The organism is Actinotignum timonense, from assembly GCF_900155575.1.
Lineage (GTDB): Bacteria > Actinomycetota > Actinomycetes > Actinomycetales > Actinomycetaceae > Actinotignum > Actinotignum timonense.
Map to the genome: position 1 here is coordinate 278214 of NZ_LT706966.1, position 15039 is coordinate 293252.

The window sequence follows — 15039 nt, forward strand, 5'->3', positions numbered from 1 at the left end:
CACCCTCTCCATCGAATCTTTCCGCGGCGGGAACCCCGCCTAAACGGCACTGCTAACCTATCTTAGCGTGGAAATCACATTTGTCATCACCCTGCGGCGCTGAACTTTCCCGCCGTGAGCAGTGTCCTACGTTACTCTTACGGCTCGTTCCTGGCTAGGACTTAGCGCCCGGTGCGCAGATCTTCCTGTCGATCAACGCTACTATCACCGCGCAGATCAGCGCGCAGCACCACCCAAGATTGCACCGCGAGCGCGCAAATAATCAGCCCGGCCAGTGCCAGCGCCGCGGTTCCCACCGAGGCCCCGGTGAGGGCCCGCCAGGCTCCGAGCCCGCCGAGCACCACCGCGAGTTTGACCGCGTAACCGCCCAGCGCCCATCCGGCCCCGCCGGGCAGATAGCGCGCACTGGCCCAGCTGATCGCCTGGAGTACCAGCGCGATGAGGGTGGCCCAGCCCACGGCACGGGCGTGCTCGGCTTGACCGGCAAGCAGGCATCCCGCCGCCCCTATTATTCCGACGACGACGCATCCGAGCGTGGCGCTCAGTTGGGCGCGGTAGAGCAAGCACGCGGCACCTCCGCCCGGGGCGGCCGGCCGGCTGGATTGGGCCCTCATGGTGTCTCCTCAGCTTTCTGCACGGGCTCTGTTTCCGATGCCGGCAGCGTTTCCAATGCCGGCAGCCCAATTTCCGGAACCTGCACCGCTTCCCGTTCCAGCTCAACTTCGGACATGGGCGCATCACCGGCGTTCTCATCCGGAATGCGCTCCCCGCGCGCGGCCGAGCTCCGCCGTCGCCCGAACATTCCGAAGGTGACCACGCAACCGAGCACCACCCCGGCGGCGCCAATCAGGGCGACGTGCCGGGCCGGAAGCACAATCAGCAGAATGCAGCTGAAGGAGAAAATAGCCGTCCACAGATAGAGAATGAGCACGGTGCCGGTATGCGAATGGCCCAGGCGTAGCAGGCGGTGGTGGAGGTGGCCGGCGTCGGCGTGGAAAGGAGACTGCCCGCGGGCCAGGCGCCGGGTGACGGCCCAGATGAAATCAGAGAGGGGCAGCACCACCACGGCGAGGGCCAGCAGCAGCGGCAAATACGCCGGGAGCGCGTAGCCGAGGGAGGTGGATTGCGGATCGATCTGCCCGGTGACCTGGATAGCCGAGGCGGCCAGCACCATGCCGAGCATAAGCGCGCCCGAATCGCCCATAAAGATACGAGCCGGGTGGAAATTATGCGGCAGAATCCCGGCGCACATCCCCACCGTGGCCGCCGCGGCGGCGCAGGCAACCGAGGTGTAATCCCCCGGGGTGGCATTGCGGGTAAGAATATAGGAATAAATAAAGAAAGCCAGGGAGGCAATCCCCACGATCCCGGCGGCCAGCCCGTCCAGCCCGTCCATAAAATTCACAGCGTTCACCGTGATGACCACCATGAGGATGGTGAAGAAAATCGATAGGCGGGTGGAGCCCACGGTCAGCCCCATAAAGGGCAGCGTGACGAACTGGACGCCCTGCCAGGCCATGACCCCGGCGGCCAGCACTTCGCCGGCCAGTTTCGTCATCCAATCGAGTTCCCAGATATCGTCGATGGCACCCACCAGGCACATGAGCCCGGCGCCCAGCCAAATCGCCCAGGCTTGGGAGGCAGGCCCGAGCACCCGGTGCAGGTAGGGGATCTGTGAGGCAATGGCGAACGAGGCCGAAAATCCCAAGAACATCGCCACCCCACCCAATCGCGGGATAGGCACGGTGTGGATATCGCGTTCGCGCACCTGCGTCATGGCGCCCACGCGCAGCGCCAGGCGCAGAATCGCGGGAACTAGGAAGTAAGTGATGGCGCAGCTGAGCACCATCATGAGCAGGTAGACGCGCATGCTCTCTCCTTCCTAGTGCTGTTGCCGTTCAGTCTAGCCGGCTCGCACCGTGCTTCAGTGCGGCGCCGCCGCATCGCTTCAGCCCAGCGGCACGATGGCGGCAATATCCTCATCAGCAATAGCGCCGTGGCGCAGGATCTGCGCCCGCTCTCCCGCGAAGCTCACAATGGTGGACGGCACCCCGCCCGGTGCGGTGCCCCCGTCCAGGTACACCGCGACTTTCTCGCCCAGCTGCGCACGGGCCTGCGCGGCGGTGCGGGCCGGGGCGTGCTCGGTAAGGTTCGCGGAGGAAACGGCTAGCGGGCCGGTGCGGCGCAGCAGCTCCAGAGCGAGCGGATGATCGGGCATGCGCAGCGCCACGGTTCCGTGGGTTTCGCCCAGGTCCCAGCCGATGCTGTTATTCGCGGGGAGGATGAGGGTGAGAGCCCCGGGCCAGTACGCCGCGGCGAGTGCGCGGGCGCCGGCCGGGATGGCGGAGGTCAAACGGGCGGCGTCCTCCATCGAGGCGACGAGCACCGGGGAGGGCTTATCGCGCCCGCGCCCTTTCGCGGTGAGGAGCCGGGTGACAGCCGCGCGCGAAAACGCATCCGCGCCCAGGCCGTAAACGGTATCGGTTGGGAGAACCACGAGCTCGCCGCGCGCGAGGGCGGCTACCGCGGCATCACATGTGTCCATATTCTGCCTCCAAAAAACGTTCCCGCCCGGCCAGGTCCCGGCCGGTTGCGGCCCGGGTGAAACCGAGGCTGCGGGCATATTCGCGCAGAGCCGCGCTTTGCGTCTCCGCGTGTTCGAGAACGAGGATACCCCCGCCCCGCAACAGCTGCGCCGCGCGCGCCACAAAAAGCTTGGGCAGGTCCAGGCCCTCCGCTCCCCCGCCCCACAGGGCCCGCGCCGGATCGGCACGCACTTCCACGCTCACCGGCGTATCGGGTGGAATATAGGGAGGATTGGCGACGACGACGCTCGCCGCGTGGTCCAGTTCCGGGAGCGGCTCGGCTACATCGTGGTGGAGGAAAGTGACGGGCGAACCGTAGCGGGCATTATTGGTGGCCGCCAGTTGCAGAGCCTGGGGATCTGCGTCGACGCCGATGACCCGGGCGGCGGGAACTTCGGTAGCGATACTCAGGGCAATGGCCCCGCTGCCGGTTCCCAGATCGACAACGAGGGGGCCTGCGGCTGTGGCGGCGGCGCGGGAGCGCGCCGCCGCTGCGTCGTCGTTCTTGAGAGACGCGGCGTTCCCGCAATTCTGCGCGGCCACGCAGGCGCGCACGTGCGCGATGGCGCATTCGGCCACGATCTCGGTTTCCGGGCGCACAATCAGCGCGTCCGGCGTGGAAACAAGCTCGAGGTAGCGGAAGTACATCCGCCCGGTGATGTGCTGGAGCGGTTCGCGCGCGGCGCGGCGGGCTAGGTAGGCCGCGAAAAGTTCGCGCTGCGCGGGCGGCGGGGTATCACGCGGATGGGGGCGCTTGCCCGCGACCGCTTCGGCCAGCCACCGGGCATCCGCGGCGGGTGAATCCACCCCGGCCGCGGTGAGCTGCGCGGTGGCTCCGGCCAGCAAGTCCGCCCAGGTGGTCATAGCGCTCGGCTACTTTCTACTTTTCTACTTTTCTTCCGCGGCTTCCATGCGGGCCGCTTCGTCCATAATCCGGGCCGAATCGATAACGGCATCCAAGTCCCCATCGAGAACCGCGTCGAGATTATGGGCCTTGTAGCCGGTGCGGTGATCGGAAATACGATTTTCCGGGAAATTATAGGTGCGGATGCGCTCGGAGCGGTCCAGGGTACGCACCTGAGAATGGCGCAATTCCGCGTTTTCAGCGGCCTGTTGATCCAGCTGGAGCTGACGCAACCGGGCGCGCAACACCCGCATAGCGGATTCACGATTTTGGATCTGCGATTTTTCATCCTGCATGGAGACCACAATCCCGGTGGGAAGGTGGGTAATACGCACCGCCGAATCGGTGGTGTTCACGGACTGTCCGCCTGGCCCCGAGGAACGGTACACGTCAATCCGCAGGTCATTCGCGGCGATTTCCACTTCGCCCGGGTCATCCACTTCCGCGAAAACAAGCACCCCGGCGGTGGAGGTCTGGATGCGCCCTTGGGATTCGGTTACGGGTACGCGCTGCACCCGGTGGACCCCGCCTTCGTACTTGAGGTGGGCCCAGACGCCTTCGGAAGGATCCTCAAGCTGCCCGCGGGAACGGATGGCAACCTCAAGGTCCTTATAGCCACCCAGCTCGGTTTGGTTGGCACCCAGCACTTCCCAACTCCAGCCCTTGGAGGTGGCGTAGCGTTCGTACATGCGGGCCAGGTCCCCCGCGAAGAGGGCGGATTCTTCCCCGCCGGCCCCGCCTTTGATCTCCATAATGACATCGCGGGCGTCGTCTTCATCGCGGGGAATAAGGACTTCCGTGAGTTCCTGGGAGGCTGCTTCGTAGCGTTCTTCCATTCCGGGAAGTTCGGGACGGAAGAGTTCAGCATCTTCCCCGCCCTGGGAGATGATTTCCTTAGCTTCGGTGAGGTCCTGTTCGGCCTGCAGGAAACGCCGGTACACGCGTACCACCCGCCCGAGTTCGGCATAGCGCCGCCCGAGTGAACGCAATTTATCCGGGGAGGAGAGAACTTCCGGGCTGGCCATATCCGCTTCGATTTTTTCAAATTCAGCGAGATGGTGCTCGGCAACCTCACGACGTGTATCAGCCATAACGAGGACCTTTCTTCACGCGCACCCAGCGCGTGCCCTGCCGCCACCGGAGAGTGGCGACCCTACCGACAATGGTGCAAAAAGAAAAGGAGCGCCCTTGCGGTGACGCTCCTTTCCGTGGCGCTTACTTCTTGCGCTTGCCGTAGCGTGCCTCGAAGCGAGCCACGCGCCCACCGGTATCCAGGATCTTCTGCTTGCCGGTGTAGAACGGGTGGCAGTTATTGCACACTTCCACGCGCATATGGTCACCGTTGTAGGTGGAACGGGTGGTGAACTCATTACCGCAGGTGCAGGTCACGGAGACCTCGTGGTAATCGGGATGGATTCCCTGCTTCATTATCTCTCCTTGGTTCGTAGCTGCCCCCGGGTCCGAGCATGGTTCTCCATATCACGGTGAACCGGGAGCCGACAGAAAATTATGGCACGGGCGGGCCGGCCGAGACAAGGTACCGTGCGCGTATCACATCACTATGTGCGCCACGCGCTCGGTACCCGGCCACCCGGCCGGCTCCTCCCGCCGTTTTTATTCGGCTTATTCGCCGCGCGATCCTTGCATGGAACGCATAATCGACACGAGGAATTCCGCGTTATTTTCGGTATTCCGCATCCGCTTGAGCACGAAGTCCGCCGCTTCATCCACTCCGAGAGTTCCCAGGGCCCGGCGCAGCTGCCAGATGACCTTGAGTTCTTCGGGCTTGTAGAGCATTTCTTCGCGGCGGGTACCCGAGGCGTTGATATCGATCGCCGGGAAGATACGCCGATCCGCGAGCTGGCGCGAAAGGCGCAGCTCCATATTGCCGGTGCCCTTGAATTCTTCGAAAATAACTTCGTCCATCTTCGAGCCGGTTTCCACCAGCGCGGAAGCGATAATCGTGAGCGAGCCACCATTTTCGATATTGCGCGCCGCACCGAAGAACTTCTTGGGCGGGTAGAGCGCCGCGGCATCCACACCACCGGAAAGGATACGCCCCGAAGCCGGTGCCGCGAGGTTGTAGGCACGCGAAAGGCGGGTGAGGGAATCGAGAAGAACCACCACATCCTGACCGAGTTCCACCAGGCGCTTGGCGCGCTCAATAGCCAGTTCGGAGACGATAGTGTGATCCGAAGCCGGGCGGTCAAAGGTGGAAGCAATCACTTCGCCCTTGACGATGCGACGCATATCCGTCACTTCTTCGGGGCGTTCATCCACGAGGACCACCATGATATGAACCTCGGGATCATTCGCGGCAATCGCCTTGGCGATCTGCTGCATAATCATGGTTTTCCCGGCCTTCGGCGGGGAAACAATGAGGCCGCGCTGGCCCTTGCCAATGGGGGCAACCAAATCGATGGCGCGAGTAGACAGGCCCTTACGTTCGGTTTCCAGGCGCAAAATCTCATCCGGGTAGACCGGGGTGAGCTTATTAAAGTCCGGGCGGCGCGCTGCTTCAGCTGCGGGCAGGGAGTTAATAGTATCCACCTGGACGAGCTGGTTACCGGACCGGTTATTGTTTTGATTATTGTAACGACGGCGCGGATTACGCTTGTTATTGCGGTTATTATGCGAGGAATTATCCTCATCGTGCTGGCGAATAGCACCCACCACGGCATCCCCGCGGCGCAGACCGTACTGGCGCACCAGCGCGGTGGAAATCTGCGCATCATTGGGGCCGGGCAGGTAGCCGCCGGTGCGCAGCACCATCTGGTTACCCTGGGTATCCACAATGCCGGCAACGGGAACGAGGGTATCTTCCGCCTGGCGCTTGCCGGCCGGGATATCCTGGCGTTCTTCACGCTCAACCTTCACGGCCGGGGCGGCGGTTTCCGCCTCGTGATCGGCGCGCTCCGCGCCTTCGCCCCGATCCGTGCGCTCGGTACGATCCGAGGTGCGCCGCGAGCGGCGGGCTTCTTCGTGTTCCTCACCGCGGCGGTTGCGCTTGCGGCGGCGGCGCTCCGAGGCGGTGTCATGATGGTCACCGGCGCGGCGTTCCGCGGCATCGCCGATGGCATCCAGGGCCGCGAGAGTATTTTCATCGCTGAGGGAATCGGAGCGGCGCGCGGCCTGGCCGGCTTCCTGCTTCGGTTCGGGCAGATCGATATGGACCGGTTCGCGGTGATCCCGGCGCACCCGGCGCCGCACCTTGCGTTCCTCGCGATCTTCTCGTTCTTCCCGGGGTGCGGTGGAAGTAGCCGAGGTGGCGGGGGCTGCTACCGGAGCGCTTTCCGCGCTGGGTGCCGAGGCCGCTGCAGAGCGGGCCGTGCGCGTTTTCCGGGCCGGAGCCGGTGCCTCAGCCGGAGCTTCCGCGGCGGCCGGGGCCGATTCTGCGGCTTTCGCGCTTTCCTTCTTCGCTGCGGTCTTTGCCGTGGTGGCAGCAGCGGACTTTTCGGGTGCCTTCGTAATATTGGCGAGGCTATCTTCCTTGCGGGGCCGCCCGCGCCGCGCGGGGCGAACTTCGCGAATGGCCGCGAGCAGGTCCGCCTTCTTAGCTTTCGGGTCAATGTCCAGGCCGAGTTCTTCGGCGAGCGCGCGCAGCTGCGGCACCCGCATCGTTGAGATTGCGCCTGATGTTGGGGTTTCCGTCACGAGGTTCCTTCCTCGGAATTCAGGGGTTGTTAACGCACTTATGACAATTTCAAGTACGTGGGAAATAACCGGTATAAGAACGTCGGTTAGACCTCAGTCTACACCAGATAAGCGCCCCGTGTGGACATTCCAGCGGTATTCACCGTAAATCCACGCCGCTGCATCATAGAAACTGTGTCAGCGTCAAGGCGTGAAAATACTAGCACGGATGGGCCGGCACCGGAAATAACGGCCGGGAATCCCGCCGCGCGCAGCGCCCGCACCGCGTCCGCGGAGGCCGGCATGGCCCCGGCGCGATAGTCCTGGTGGAGGCGATCTGCGGTGGCCTGCCAGAGCAAATCCGGGTAGTGCTCGAGGGCGAGGGCGAGCATAGCGGTGCGCGAGGCATTAAAAGCGGCGTCGGCATGGGGAACGGTATCCGGGAGCGCGGCCCGCGCCTTTTCGGTGAGGAGCTGTTCGCCGGGAATAAGAAGAGTGGTGTCCACAGAGGTGGGGATACGCGCAGCTCGGGCTTGCGTTCCTTCCATCCACGTTACGACGGCGCCCCCGAAAATTGCCGGTGCGGCATTATCGGGATGTCCTTCAAATTCGGTGGCGAGGGAGAGGAGAACGCCGTCGTCGAACATATCGGGGCGATCTACGAGGCCGCGCACTAAAAGTAAGCCGGCCACCACGGCCGCCGCGGAGGAACCCAGGCCGCGACCCTGCGGAATCGCGTTGGTGCAGCGCAGCTCGAAACCGACTCCGGGCAGGGCCGCGGCCTCGAAACCGCGGCGCAGGGCCCGCACGATGAGGTGATCATCCCCGGTGGGGAGGACATCCGCGCCCTCCCCCTCAATATGGACCCGGGTGGCCCCGGTGGTCAGGCGCACGCTGACTTCGTCCCAGAGATTGTGAGCCATGCCCATGCAATCAAAACCGGGGCCGAGGTTGCCGGAAGTGGCCGGGACCCGCACCCGCGCTTCGGAGGTGGCGATACGCATTAGGCCACCTCCACCCGCACGAAGCTCGCGGTGCGCACCGTTGCCAAGCCTTCGGCTGCGGAAAGATCCGCGATAGTTGCTTCCACATCGGCCTGGAGGGCTTCGTGGGTGGTGACCGTGAGGCGGCACAGGTGGTCCAAGGTGGGCGATTCTTGGCTGACTCCGCTAATGGAAACATTGTGACGGGCGAAGGTGCCGGTGACCTCGCTGAGGACGCCCACGTGATCGGCCACGTCCATGCTCAGCTGGAAGCGCGAGCGTGCCTGGGTGGGCGGCAGAATTGGCAGCTCCCCGTAGGCCAGTTCGCGCGGGGCCAGCCCGCCGTGCACGCGGTGGTGGGCGGCGGCCACCAGGTCGGAAAGAACCGCGGTGGCGGTGGGATCCCCGCCAGCCCCCGGCCCGTAGAACATGAGGCGATCCGCGGCTTCACCCTCCACCACGATGGCGTTATAGGCCCCGTGCACGGTGGCGAGCGGATGCTGGGCGGGAATGAGGGTGGGGCCCACGTACAATTCGATGCCGTCCGCGCGCCGCTTGGCGGAGGCCACCAGCTTGACCACGTAGCCGCCCCGCCCGGCCGAAGCGATCATCTCCGGGGTGATCTCGCGGATTCCGTGGGTGTGGACATCCGAAAGTTGGACGCGGGTGTGGAAAGCGAGGGAAGCCAGGATGGCGCATTTTGCTGCGGCGTCGTACCCGTCCACATCGGCGCTTGGATCGGCTTCGGCATAGCCGAGCTCCTGCGCTTTCTTTACCGCGGCATCGAAACTTTCCCCGTTGGTGGTCATTTCGTCGAGGATGTAATTGGTGGTGCCATTGACGATCCCGAGGATATGGGTGACGCGGTCCCCGGCGAGGGATTCCCGCAGCCCGTACACCACCGGGACGGCCCCGCCCACCGCGGCCTCGTAATAGAGGTCCACGCCGGCACGCGCCGCGGCGTCGTACAATTCTGGACCGTGCTCGGCCAGCAGCGCCTTATTTCCGGTGACCACCGAGGCGCCGGCGGCAAAAGCGGCCAAAATATATTCGCGTGCCGGTTCGATGCCGCCCATAAGTTCAATAACAATATCCGCTTGGGCGATAATGGCGTGGGCGTCGGTGGTGAGCAGCGCGCGGTCAATCGCGGGATCGCGCGGGGCCTCCAGGTTGCGCACCGCAATGCCGATCACGCGCAGGCGCGCCCCGGCTCGCAGATTAAATTCTTCCGCATTGGCTTGCAGCAGGCGGACGACGGCGCTTCCTACCGTTCCCGCCCCCAGCAGGGCAACCTTGACTTCCTTCACGCCTACTCCTTATCTTGACGAACGCGCCGCGCGGATGCCGGCTCAGCCCGGGCGATGCGCCGGCCTCTCTGTCCTCGCGTGTCCTAGCCTAGCGAAGGTAGGGCCGGGGCGCGCCACCGGCCCGCCCGCCACGAGCGTATGGGCTTGGTATGCGGCGAAAACTGGGTGTGGCGCCCGCCACGCGGATGGGTACAATATCCCCATGGAAAATGCATCGACCGATGCACGAAGAGAAAGCGAGGTGCGCGATGCCCACTGTGAAAATCAAGGACGTCACCTTCGGCTCCGGGCCGACGAAAATCCTCGTGTCCATTACGCCCGCCAATGGTGACGAGCTGCGGACGCAGGTAGCGAAGCTTCCCAAACATGACATTGACGTTCTGGAATGGCGAGTGGATTTCCTCGAGGATCTTGCCACCCTCACCGAGGTGGGAACCCTTTTGCGTAAGTCCACGAACCTACCGATTCTGGGCACGTTCCGTTCCGCGGCGGAGGGCGGCCAGAAAGCGATTATGCCCGATGATTACGGGCCGCTGGTGATCCGGCTCATCCAATCCGGGCTGGTGGATGCGGTGGATGCGGAGCTGTTCCGCACCGGGGCCTGGACCGAACGCATTATTCAGGAAGCGGCCCGGGCTCAGATCCCGGTGATCGGTTCCTACCATGATTTCCGTTCTACCCCGCCCGAAGATGAAATCGTGAATCGTCTGCGGCTCTTGCAGGTGCACGGGGCATCTATCGCGAAAATTGCGGTGACTCCCGCGCATCCGGGTGATGTGGTGACGGTGCTCAACGCGACCTACCGGGCCAGCCAGGAGCTGCACGTTCCGCTCATCACCATCGCCATGGGGGCGCTGGGCACCATGAGCCGAATTACTTCCGCTATTTTCGGCTCCGCGGGTACCTGGGGTCAGGCCGGGCAGGCCACCGCGGCCGGGCAGATCGCGCTGGCCGAACTGCGCCCGGTGGTGGACGCGATCTCGGCGTGGAGCAGCGCCCCGGATACCTGGGAAAAGCCCGCTCAGGTGAGCGAGGCCGTGCTACCGGAGGATTAGGTGCCGCACGCGCCGGCGCTTAGCTGTTAGTGCGCCGGCGCGCGGGCAGCTCTAGTTTTCGGTTGCGGTTGCCGGGTAATCCGCGTCTAGCGCGAGGAGGTCCGCCACGGTTTCCCCGCGAATAAGCCAGCGAGCCCGGCCACCGCGCACCGCAATAACTCCCGGGCTGGGCAGCATATTGTAATGCGAGGCCATGACCCGCCCGTAGGCGCCGGTAGCCGGCGTGACAAGCAGGTCACCGGCGTGAATATCCTCCGGGAGGGCGACGGCGCACACCACAATATCGCCCGATTCGCAATGCTTACCGACCACTCGGCAGACGCGCGTGCCTCCGGGATTCCCCTGGGTGGCAGCCGCGCCGGCAGCGGGACCCGCCGCGCTTGCCGCGGCGGCGGCGTCGGCCTCAATAGTGGTGCCCGTGCAGGTGCTCGCCGGCACGCGGTCCACGAGGGCCGCGGTGTAATCGGCGCCGTAGAGGGCGGGGCGGATGTTATCGGACATGCCTCCGTCCACCGAAACGTAGGTGCGGGTGCGGGTGGCATCCACGTGGACGTTCTTGACGGTTCCCACGGTGTAGAGCGTCATCCCGGCCGGGGCAATAATGGAGCGGCCCGGTTCCACGGAGATGCGCGGGGCAGGGATGCCGCTGTGGGCGCTGTGCCGGGCCACTTCCGCGGCGAGCACCGCGGCGAAGTCACGCGGGGTAGGCGGAATCGGGTCCGCGCCGGTATAGCGCACCCCGTAACCACCACCCAGGTCAATTTCGGGAATCACGGTTCCCAGCTCGCGGGCCACCCGGGCCCGCAGGTCCAGGATGGCGCGCGCCGCGGCCACGAAAGCTTCCGTCGCCACAATTTGGGAGCCGATATGCGAATGCAATCCCACCAGGCGCAGCCACGGATTGGCCTCGATGCGCTCAATCGCCTCCCAGGCCGCGCCGATGGCGAGCGAAAGACCGAATTTTTGGTCCTCGTGAGCCGTGGCAATAAAATCGTGGCCGCCCGCGTGAATACCGGACGTCACCCGCACCACGACGGCGGCAACCTGCCCGCGCCGCGCGGCCGCGGCCGCCACCAAATCCACTTCGGCCAGGGAATCAACTACCAGGTGGGCGACCTGGTGATCCAGGGCCAGCTCGATTTCCGCCGCGGATTTATTATTGCCGTGCAAGCCGAGCTGGTGCCCGCGCGCTCCGGCCGCCAGGGCGATGCGCAGCTCCCCTTCGGAGCAGGTATCCAGGTGGAGACCTTCCTCCAGCATCCACCTGGCCACGCCCACGCTGGCAAAAGCCTTGCAGGCGTAGTAAACATCCGCTCCCGCCAACTCGGCAAAAGCCTCCCGCATCGCGCTCACCCAGGCGGCAGCCCGGGCGCGGGCATCGGCTTCATCCAGGATGTAGAGCGGGGTGCCGAAACGTTCCGCCAGGGCGCGCACCGAGCACCCGCCCACCTCCAGGTCACCGGGAAGGCGGCGTACCGTGGTGGACCACACCCCGGTAGGCGAACCCTCGGGAAGGGGCGCGGGCAGCTGCTCGAGATTAGTTACCGGGGTGCTCACCGGGCCACTCACATTTTCTCCGGGGCGCTCACCCCGAGCAGGTGCAAGCCATTGGCGAGGACCTGGCGGGTGGCGTCGTTCACCCAGAGGCGGGTGCGGTGCAGATCGCTGACTTCTTCATCCGCGCGCGGGGTGACTCGGGCCTTGCCGTACCAGGTGTGGTAGGCGCCGGCCAGTTCTTCCAGGTAGCGGGCCACCCGGTGCGGTTCGCGATTGGCCGCGGCCAGGGAAATCACTTCGGGGAAGCGGGCGAGCTGCCCGATGAGATCGGAATCGGCTTGCTCAAGCAGTTCCGGGGTGAAGGCATCCGCGCGCTGCACCCCGTGTTCAGCCGCATTGCGGGCCACATTCGCGGTGCGGGCGTGCGCGTATTGCACGTAGTAGACCGGGTTGTCATTGGTGTGCGAAGCCAGCACATTGAGGTCCAGCTCCAGGGTGGTATCCACCGAGGCGCGCACCAGCGAGTAGCGTGCCGCATCCACGCCCACGGCTTCCACCAGGTCCTCCAGGGTGACCACGGTGCCCGCGCGCTTGGACATGCGCACCGGAACACCATCGCGCTTGAGATTGACCAGCTGGCCGATGAGGATTTCCATATTGCCGCCCTTGCCGGCGGTATCCCCGAATGCGCGGGCCATGGCGTACATGCGCCCGATATAGCCGTGGTGATCCGCGCCGAGCATATAGACGGCGTGATCGGCACCGCGGTGGCGCTTATCGAGGTAGTAGGCGATGTCACCGGCGAAGTAGGCGGTTTCCCCGTCCGATTTCACGATGACGCGGTCTTTATCATCACCGAAATCGGTGGAGCGCAGCCATACCGCGTTATCTTCTTCGTAAATAACACCGCGTTCGCGCAGCTTTTCAATGGCGGCGGCAACCGCTCCGGAATCGTGGAGGGATTGTTCGTGGAAGAACACATCAAATTCGGCCCGGAAATCAGCCAGGGAACTCTTGATCTCCGCGAACATGAGCTCTACCCCGCCGGCGCGGAATACTTCCTGAGCTTCGGCTTCCGGGAGGGTGCGCGGATCGGGGCGCCCGGCGGCTAGCTCCTGGGCGATAACCTGATCGGCAATATCGGAAATATATGTTCCGCCGTAGCCATCTTCCGGAGTTTCGCGGCCCAGCGCGGCGGCCAGCAGGCTTTCCGAGAAATGGTTGATCTGGTTGCCGTGATCATTGAAATAGTATTCGCGCACCACGTTCGCGCCGGTGAAGCTGAGAATCCGGGCGAGGGTATCCCCCACCGCGGCCCAGCGCGCTCCCCCGATATGGATGGGGCCGGTGGGATTCGCGGAAACATATTCCAAATTGACGGTGGTTCCGGCACCCGCCTGGGAGGAACCGTAGCGCTCCCCCTGTTCCACGATGCTGCGAGCCAGTTCCCCGGCCGCGCCCGCGGAGAGGCGAATATTAATAAAACCGGGGCCGGCAACCTCCACCTGAGCGATACCGGACACACCTTCGAGGCGCCCGGCCAGCAGGGTGGCCAGGTCACGCGGGGGCATCCCGGCACGCTTAGCGAGTTGCATAGCCACATTCGTGGCCCAATCCCCGTGCTCGCGCGAACGCGGGCGCTCGATTTTCACCGCGGGAATATCACCATCGAGGTGGAGCTGACCTTCATTACGTGCGGCGCTGATTTCCGCCGCGATACATGCACTGAGTTCTTCCGGAGTCACGCATCTAAGTGTACGTGCTATCTACGACAGAATTACACCGCCACCCGCCAACGTGGTAAAGTAGCGCAGTGCGCCCCGATAGCTCAGGGGATAGAGCGTTCGCCTCCGGAGCGAAAGGCCGCAGGTTCGAATCCTGTTCGGGGCACAAATCGCACGAAGATGGGCCCGCGTATCGAAAGATATGCGGGCCCATCGCTGCACTGGTGGCCCCAGCTGCGCCGTCGTACTAAAACACGCGCCGCAGGAACGCTACCGGCGCTTAGTACTCAACCACGAGGCGCCCCACGACCTCGTGATTCTTGAGCTTCTCGATGCCTTCGGGAATCTCCTCGAAGGGGATGGTGGTGACCTGCGGGGTGAGTTTCCCGGTGGCCATGAACTCGTAAATCCCGGCAATATCTTCCTTGGTGCCGCCGTTGGAGCCGATGAGGCGGCACTGGTTGAGGATGAGGCTCTTCGTGGAAATAAGCGATTCCAGTTTGCCCATGCCCACAACCACCACGGTGCCATCGCGGCGGATAATATCCACGGCGTCCGCGGTGGTGGTGCCGAAACCGGCGAAGTCCACGATGAGGTCGAAAGTAATATCGGAGAAGTCCTTAATATCCTTCTTCACGCCCTTGGCACCGATCTTTTCGGCAAGCGGCCACACCTTTTCATTAATTTCAGCCACGTACACATCCGCGCCGGCGAGCACCGCCACCCGAGCACCGATCTGCCCGAGACCGCCCAGGCCAATAATCCCCACGGTTTGGCCCTTCTGCAGGCCGCCCTGGGTCACGACCGCCGCGTGGGAGGTCATCCCGGCATCGGTTGCCGCCGCGCCCAAAATAAAATCAACGCCGTCCGGAAGCGGAACGAGCGCTTCGGCCGGAACCGCCATCTTCGGCGCGAAACCACCGTCGAAACTGTAACCGGGCGCACCGGCCGCGGTGGTGGGGCACACGCCCACGCGATCCCCGACCTTGTACTCCGTGACGCCTTCGCCCACTTCGGCCACCACGCCCGAATTTTCGTGCCCGATGGTGATGGGGCGCTTGGCGAGCATGGACAGCCAGCCCTCATCCGTGAGTAGACCAACATCCGAATGGCAAATACCAGCCGCCTTCATCTCCAGAACAACCTCGCCCGGGCCGGCCGTGGGATCGGGAACCTCGTTGAGAACAAGCGGTTCATTGGTATTCGTAAATTGCCAGGCCTTCATCACAACTCCTTCTGTGTGGCGGTGCGGCGCATCTATGCGCTGCAAGGGACTTTAAGCCTAGCATTTTTTGTTTGTTTCATCACGATTTGCACGGAAGTTGCGCTGAGAGCGTGGCGCGCCGGCGTG

General features: G+C 64.3%; 13 protein-coding genes and 1 tRNA gene. 2 read left to right on the forward strand and 12 right to left on the reverse strand.

Annotated features, from left to right (window positions below; translation table 11 throughout):
• Positions 1-161: 161 nt before the first annotated feature.
• The 9 genes from CZ322_RS01190 to CZ322_RS01230 form a co-directional block, all read right to left on the reverse strand.
• Positions 162-614 (reverse strand): hypothetical protein, encoded by a 453-nt coding sequence (locus CZ322_RS01190; RefSeq protein ID WP_087069878.1) that lies wholly within the window; start codon positions 612-614, stop codon positions 162-164.
• Positions 611-1870 carry a glycosyltransferase family 4 protein gene (locus CZ322_RS01195; RefSeq protein WP_234984404.1) on the reverse strand — a complete coding sequence of 420 codons (1260 nt, stop codon included), beginning with the start codon at positions 1868-1870 and terminating at the stop codon, positions 611-613. Before CZ322_RS01195 ends, CZ322_RS01190 begins: the two co-directional genes overlap by 4 nt.
• A 78-nt stretch (positions 1871-1948) precedes the next feature.
• A complete protein-coding gene (locus tag CZ322_RS01200) occupies positions 1949-2545 on the reverse strand; it encodes an L-threonylcarbamoyladenylate synthase (protein WP_087069879.1) in 597 nt (198 codons plus the stop codon).
• Entirely contained in the window at positions 2532-3449 is a 918-nt protein-coding gene (locus CZ322_RS01205; protein WP_087069880.1) for a N5-glutamine methyltransferase family protein, read from the reverse strand. Before CZ322_RS01205 ends, CZ322_RS01200 begins: the two co-directional genes overlap by 14 nt.
• A gap of 24 nt (positions 3450-3473) precedes the next feature.
• A complete protein-coding gene (prfA, locus tag CZ322_RS01210) occupies positions 3474-4580 on the reverse strand; it encodes a peptide chain release factor 1 (protein WP_087069881.1) in 1107 nt (368 codons plus the stop codon).
• Positions 4581-4704: 124 nt separating this feature from the next.
• Positions 4705-4917, reverse strand: coding sequence for a 50S ribosomal protein L31 (gene rpmE / locus CZ322_RS01215; protein ID WP_016441737.1), 213 nt, complete (start codon positions 4915-4917; stop codon positions 4705-4707).
• A 195-nt stretch (positions 4918-5112) separates the two neighbouring features.
• Complete coding sequence (gene rho, locus CZ322_RS01220; protein ID WP_087069882.1) at positions 5113-7143, reverse strand: transcription termination factor Rho; 2031 nt, start codon at positions 7141-7143, stop codon at positions 5113-5115.
• Between the two features lie 98 nt (positions 7144-7241).
• Positions 7242-8126: a homoserine kinase gene (thrB, locus tag CZ322_RS01225; protein WP_087069883.1), complete on the reverse strand. Its 885-nt coding sequence runs from the start codon at positions 8124-8126 to the stop codon at positions 7242-7244.
• The gene (locus tag CZ322_RS01230) at positions 8126-9412 is read right to left on the reverse strand and encodes a homoserine dehydrogenase (RefSeq protein WP_087069884.1); all 1287 of its coding nucleotides are present in this window, start codon (positions 9410-9412) and stop codon (positions 8126-8128) included. Before CZ322_RS01230 ends, thrB begins: the two co-directional genes overlap by 1 nt.
• A 248-nt stretch (positions 9413-9660) precedes the next feature.
• On the opposite strand from CZ322_RS01230, the gene aroD reads away from it, so the two are divergent.
• Positions 9661-10467: a type I 3-dehydroquinate dehydratase gene (gene aroD / locus CZ322_RS01235; protein ID WP_087069885.1), complete on the forward strand. Its 807-nt coding sequence runs from the start codon at positions 9661-9663 to the stop codon at positions 10465-10467.
• 51 nt (positions 10468-10518) lie between these two features.
• On the opposite strand, the gene lysA is transcribed toward aroD, so the two are convergent.
• Together lysA and argS are read right to left on the reverse strand one after the other, a co-directional pair.
• Positions 10519-12036 carry a diaminopimelate decarboxylase gene (gene lysA / locus CZ322_RS01240; RefSeq protein ID WP_234984405.1) on the reverse strand — a complete coding sequence of 506 codons (1518 nt, stop codon included), beginning with the start codon at positions 12034-12036 and terminating at the stop codon, positions 10519-10521.
• Positions 12033-13709, reverse strand: coding sequence for an arginine--tRNA ligase (gene argS, locus CZ322_RS01245; protein ID WP_087069886.1), 1677 nt, complete (start codon positions 13707-13709; stop codon positions 12033-12035). Before argS ends, lysA begins: the two co-directional genes overlap by 4 nt.
• 72 nt (positions 13710-13781) lie before the next feature.
• Here argS and CZ322_RS01250 point away from each other — a divergent pair.
• Positions 13782-13854 (forward strand) — tRNA-Arg (locus CZ322_RS01250).
• Between the two features lie 114 nt (positions 13855-13968).
• Here the strand turns inward: CZ322_RS01250 and CZ322_RS01255 are convergent.
• Positions 13969-14913 (reverse strand): zinc-binding dehydrogenase, encoded by a 945-nt coding sequence (locus tag CZ322_RS01255; protein ID WP_026429095.1) that lies wholly within the window; start codon positions 14911-14913, stop codon positions 13969-13971.
• Positions 14914-15039 lie beyond the last annotated feature (126 nt).

Bases quoted from the DNA above. Each gene is read 5' to 3' on its own strand.
- CZ322_RS01190 (WP_087069878.1), bottom strand. From the start codon at position 614: ATGAGGGCCCAATCCAGCCGGCCGGCCGCCCCGGGCGGAGGTGCCGCG.
- CZ322_RS01195 (WP_234984404.1), bottom strand. From the start codon at position 1,870: ATGCGCGTCTACCTGCTCATGATGGTGCTCAGCTGCGCCATCACTTAC.
- CZ322_RS01200 (WP_087069879.1), bottom strand. From the start codon at position 2,545: ATGGACACATGTGATGCCGCGGTAGCCGCCCTCGCGCGCGGCGAGCTC.
- CZ322_RS01205 (WP_087069880.1), bottom strand. From the start codon at position 3,449: ATGACCACCTGGGCGGACTTGCTGGCCGGAGCCACCGCGCAGCTCACC.
- prfA (WP_087069881.1), bottom strand. From the start codon at position 4,580: ATGGCTGATACACGTCGTGAGGTTGCCGAGCACCATCTCGCTGAATTT.
- rpmE (WP_016441737.1), bottom strand. From the start codon at position 4,917: ATGAAGCAGGGAATCCATCCCGATTACCACGAGGTCTCCGTGACCTGC.
- thrB (WP_087069883.1), bottom strand. From the start codon at position 8,126: ATGCGTATCGCCACCTCCGAAGCGCGGGTGCGGGTCCCGGCCACTTCC.
- aroD (WP_087069885.1), top strand. From the start codon at position 9,661: ATGCCCACTGTGAAAATCAAGGACGTCACCTTCGGCTCCGGGCCGACG.
- CZ322_RS01255 (WP_026429095.1), bottom strand. From the start codon at position 14,913: ATGAAGGCCTGGCAATTTACGAATACCAATGAACCGCTTGTTCTCAAC.